This is a genomic window from Sphingomonas elodea ATCC 31461, from assembly GCF_000226955.1.
Taxonomy (GTDB): Bacteria; Pseudomonadota; Alphaproteobacteria; order Sphingomonadales; family Sphingomonadaceae; genus Sphingomonas; species Sphingomonas elodea.
This window is the reverse complement of the sequence record NZ_AGFU01000114.1, coordinates 1-3,061: the sequence shown is the minus strand read 5'-3', so window position 1 is coordinate 3,061 and position 3,061 is coordinate 1. Positions and strand designations below refer to the sequence as shown.

The 3,061-nt window shown below is 71.6% G+C and carries 2 protein-coding genes and 1 pseudogene; 2 read left to right on the top strand and 1 reads right to left on the bottom strand.

Annotated features, from left to right (window positions below; genetic code table 11):
- Positions 1–1,360 (bottom strand): hypothetical protein (locus tag KK7_RS23075; RefSeq protein ID WP_010546261.1); only part of this gene is annotated, 1,360 nt, incomplete at its 3' end.
- Here KK7_RS23075 and KK7_RS23070 point away from each other — a divergent pair.
- Together KK7_RS23070 and KK7_RS21695 are read left to right on the top strand one after the other, a co-directional pair.
- Positions 1,350–1,808 carry a hypothetical protein gene (locus KK7_RS23070; RefSeq protein ID WP_010546260.1) on the top strand — a complete coding sequence of 153 codons (459 nt, stop codon included), beginning with the start codon at positions 1,350–1,352 and terminating at the stop codon, positions 1,806–1,808. The genes KK7_RS23075 and KK7_RS23070 overlap by 11 nt on opposite strands.
- A 152-nt stretch (positions 1,809–1,960) precedes the next feature.
- A pseudogene (locus KK7_RS21695) lies at positions 1,961–3,061 on the top strand (hypothetical protein); the annotation flags it as partial.

Genomic DNA, 3,061 nt, shown 5'->3' with positions numbered 1-3,061 from the left:
CCGAGCCGGTAAAACTGCCATTGGCGGTGGTGACGGCGTTGTTCGAATCGGTGTGGGTGGCGGTCGCCGTGCCGTTGGTGGCGATCGCCCCGCTGGCGAAATCGGCGGTCAGCGTCCCGCTGCCGCTGAGCGCGAACGGGCCGGGCTTGCTGCCATCGGCCATCGCGCCGGCCAGCGTCACCGCATAGCTGGCCGATCCGGTGCGTGGCAGGGCGCTGGCGGCGGTGGCCATCCCGAAGGTGAATGCGTCGATCAGGCTCGTCGAGACGCCGTTGCTGCTGGTGCTGGTCGCCCAGCGGCCGGCGCGGACGTAGCGCATGCCGTTCAGCGCATCGAGGGTCAGCTGGTCGACGGCGCCGCTGGTCGGCGTGGCGGAGAACACGCCGCTGCGCGCACCGGCGATCACGGTATAGTTGCCCGAGGCGGCATCGTAGCTGACCAGCAGCGGCCCGCCGTCGATGGTGGCGCTGCTCAGCGTGCCGGCGGCCTCGTCATACTGTGCGGCGAGCGTGCTGGTCTCGCCCGAGAAGACCTGACCGGCGGTCAGGCTGGCGAGGCTGGCATTGCCGGTCTGCGCGCCCGACTGGCGGCCGATCAGCACCCCGGCGGCGGCACGGCCATCGGCATTGGAGGCGCTCCACGAGGCGCCGACTTCCTGCGCGCCGGGCCCGTAGAAGCGGCCGTTCAGCACGCCGGCCAGCTCGCCGCCCGAAAAGGCGAAGATGCCGGCAAAGGCATTGCTGCTCGCCGCCAGCTGGGCGAGGCCCGTGAAGGTGGAGGTGGTGATGGTCGCGCCAGTGCTGGTGGATACCTCGCGCACGGTGCCGCTGGTGACGATCCTGCCGCTCGCGAAGTCCACCTGCAGCGACCCGCTGCCGACCAGGCTTTCCAGCACGCCGTAGCCGAGCGAGCCGATCAGATCGACGGCGTAGGCACCGCTGCCGGTGCGGGGCAGCGCGGCGTCGGGCGTCTCCACGCCGTAGGTGAACGCGTTGAAGCGGAACGCGCCGTTGCCGCTGCTGTCGAAATCGGCGCGCTGCCAGAAGCCGGCACCGACATATTGGTAGGTCAGCGCACCGCTGGTGCCGGGCAGGGTGAGCGACAGCGTATAGTCGCTGTTCGCCCCGGCATGGCGATAGACGCGCAGCACCGAATTGGACTGCGCCGAATCGACGTCCGCGGGCAGGAACGTCTCGGTATTGACGCCGTCGCTGACGATATAGCCGCGGGTTGTGGCGTCGAAGCGGATCGTCAGGCCCAGCGTCGCGGCGAGGCAGCCGCACGACCGCGCATCGGGGTAGAAGGTCCCCGCGAAACCGGCGGCATTGTTGTCGAAGCTCTCCGTCTGCGTGAGCGACACCAGCGACGCGTTGATCGGCGGTGCGGCGGGCGTCGGCGTCGGCGTTGGAGTGGGTGTCGGCGTCGGAGTGGGTGTCGGCGTTGGAGTGGGTGTCGGCGTTGGAGTGGGTGTCGGCGTCGGGGTGGGTGTCGGCGTTGGAGTGGGTGTCGGCGTCGGAGTGGGTGTCGGCGTCGGAGTGGGTGTCGGCGTCGGAGTGGGTGTCGGTGTCGGCGTGGGCGTGGGCGTCGGAGTGGGTGTCGGCGTGGGTGTCGGCGTCGGCGCAGGCGTCGGCGCAGGCGTCGGGCTGGGTGCGGGGGTGGCCGCAGGGACCGGGTTGGGCGAGGCGGGCGTGCTCGCGACGCCGCCGCCACCCCCGCCGCCGCTGCAGGCAGCGACGATCGCGAGGAGGGAAACCGTCGCCGGGAGCACGATCGAGCGCTTCATGCCAAGACCTTCAAAGAACGCGTGAACCAATGCCGCCGCTATGCGGCTGCGGCCGATAAGTTTTGGTTAAAGACGCGTTTGCCATCCTGCTTTTAGGGAACGGCAACGCTTCGTCATGTTGGGTTCACCGACAGGGGCGGATGCTCACGCCCACAAAAACGAGACGGGGTGACGGGAATGGCGCGGTGGAATCAATTGCTGGTCGGCACGGCGGGCGCGGCGCTGCTGTGTGGCTGTACCGAGATGGGCTTTGCGCAGGACGCGCACGTCGTGACGGCGGGTACGCTGACCGACGATATCGCCGGGCAGGACGATTATCGCTGGATCGATCGTGCGCGCGCGCTGTGGGACGCGGTGGGCGATTCGCCGCCGGACTATGGCTTCGCCTTTGACGGCGCCAGCCCCGTCGCCTGGGAGATGCGCGACGGCTATTGGGTGGTCGTCGAGGATCGCGCCGAGGGCAAGCGCAGCTATTTCTTCGCGCCCGGCGAGCGCGGGCCGTTCCTGGTGCGCGAGACCGATCGCAGCTTCGGCTATCAGGACGGCCATGTCGCCGCGGTCTATGACGGTGCCGGCGCCCTGGTGCCGCGCTATCTGGGTGCCCGCTGGCTCGACGACGGCGAAGGGCTGTACCGGCGCGGGCGTCGGCTGCGCGATGCGCTGCTTGATCGCCAGTGGGAACCGGTCGAGCCCAACAGCTGGGTGAGCCTCAACCTGTTCTTCGGCGGTATCGACCAGCGCTGGGACTCCGGCTGGCGCTATCGCAACGACGGCTTCGCCTATGCCGAGCAGCAGCGCTGGGCGGCCGAGCGGGCGCGGCGTGCGGCAATGGCCGCGGCGTTTGCACGCTGGCGCAGCGGCGGCTTTCAGGGACCGCCGCCCCCGGGCCTTGGCGGCCATTGGGACCATCGCCCGCCGCGTCCCGGCCGCCCGCCCGTCGGCCGCCCGGATCAGCCGGATACAGGGCGTCCCGGTCGGCCGTGGATGTGGGGCGGGCTGCCGGGCGGCACCCGGCCGGGCGATACGCCGGGCGCGGTGACCCCGGCCCCCGGGGCGGGCACGCCCGGCGGCCGGCCCGGCGTGCCCATGCGCCCGCGTCCGCCACGTCCCGATGGCGACGGCGAAGATCGGCCGGGCTGGCAGGTGCCGCGCCCGGACGGGCAGGGTGGCCGGCCCGGCTGGATGCGTCCGGGTTGGTCGGGGGGCGAGCGTCCGCAGCGCCCGCAGCCGCCGGCGCGCCCGCCAGAATCGGCGCCCGCCCAGCCGGCACCGCCCGCC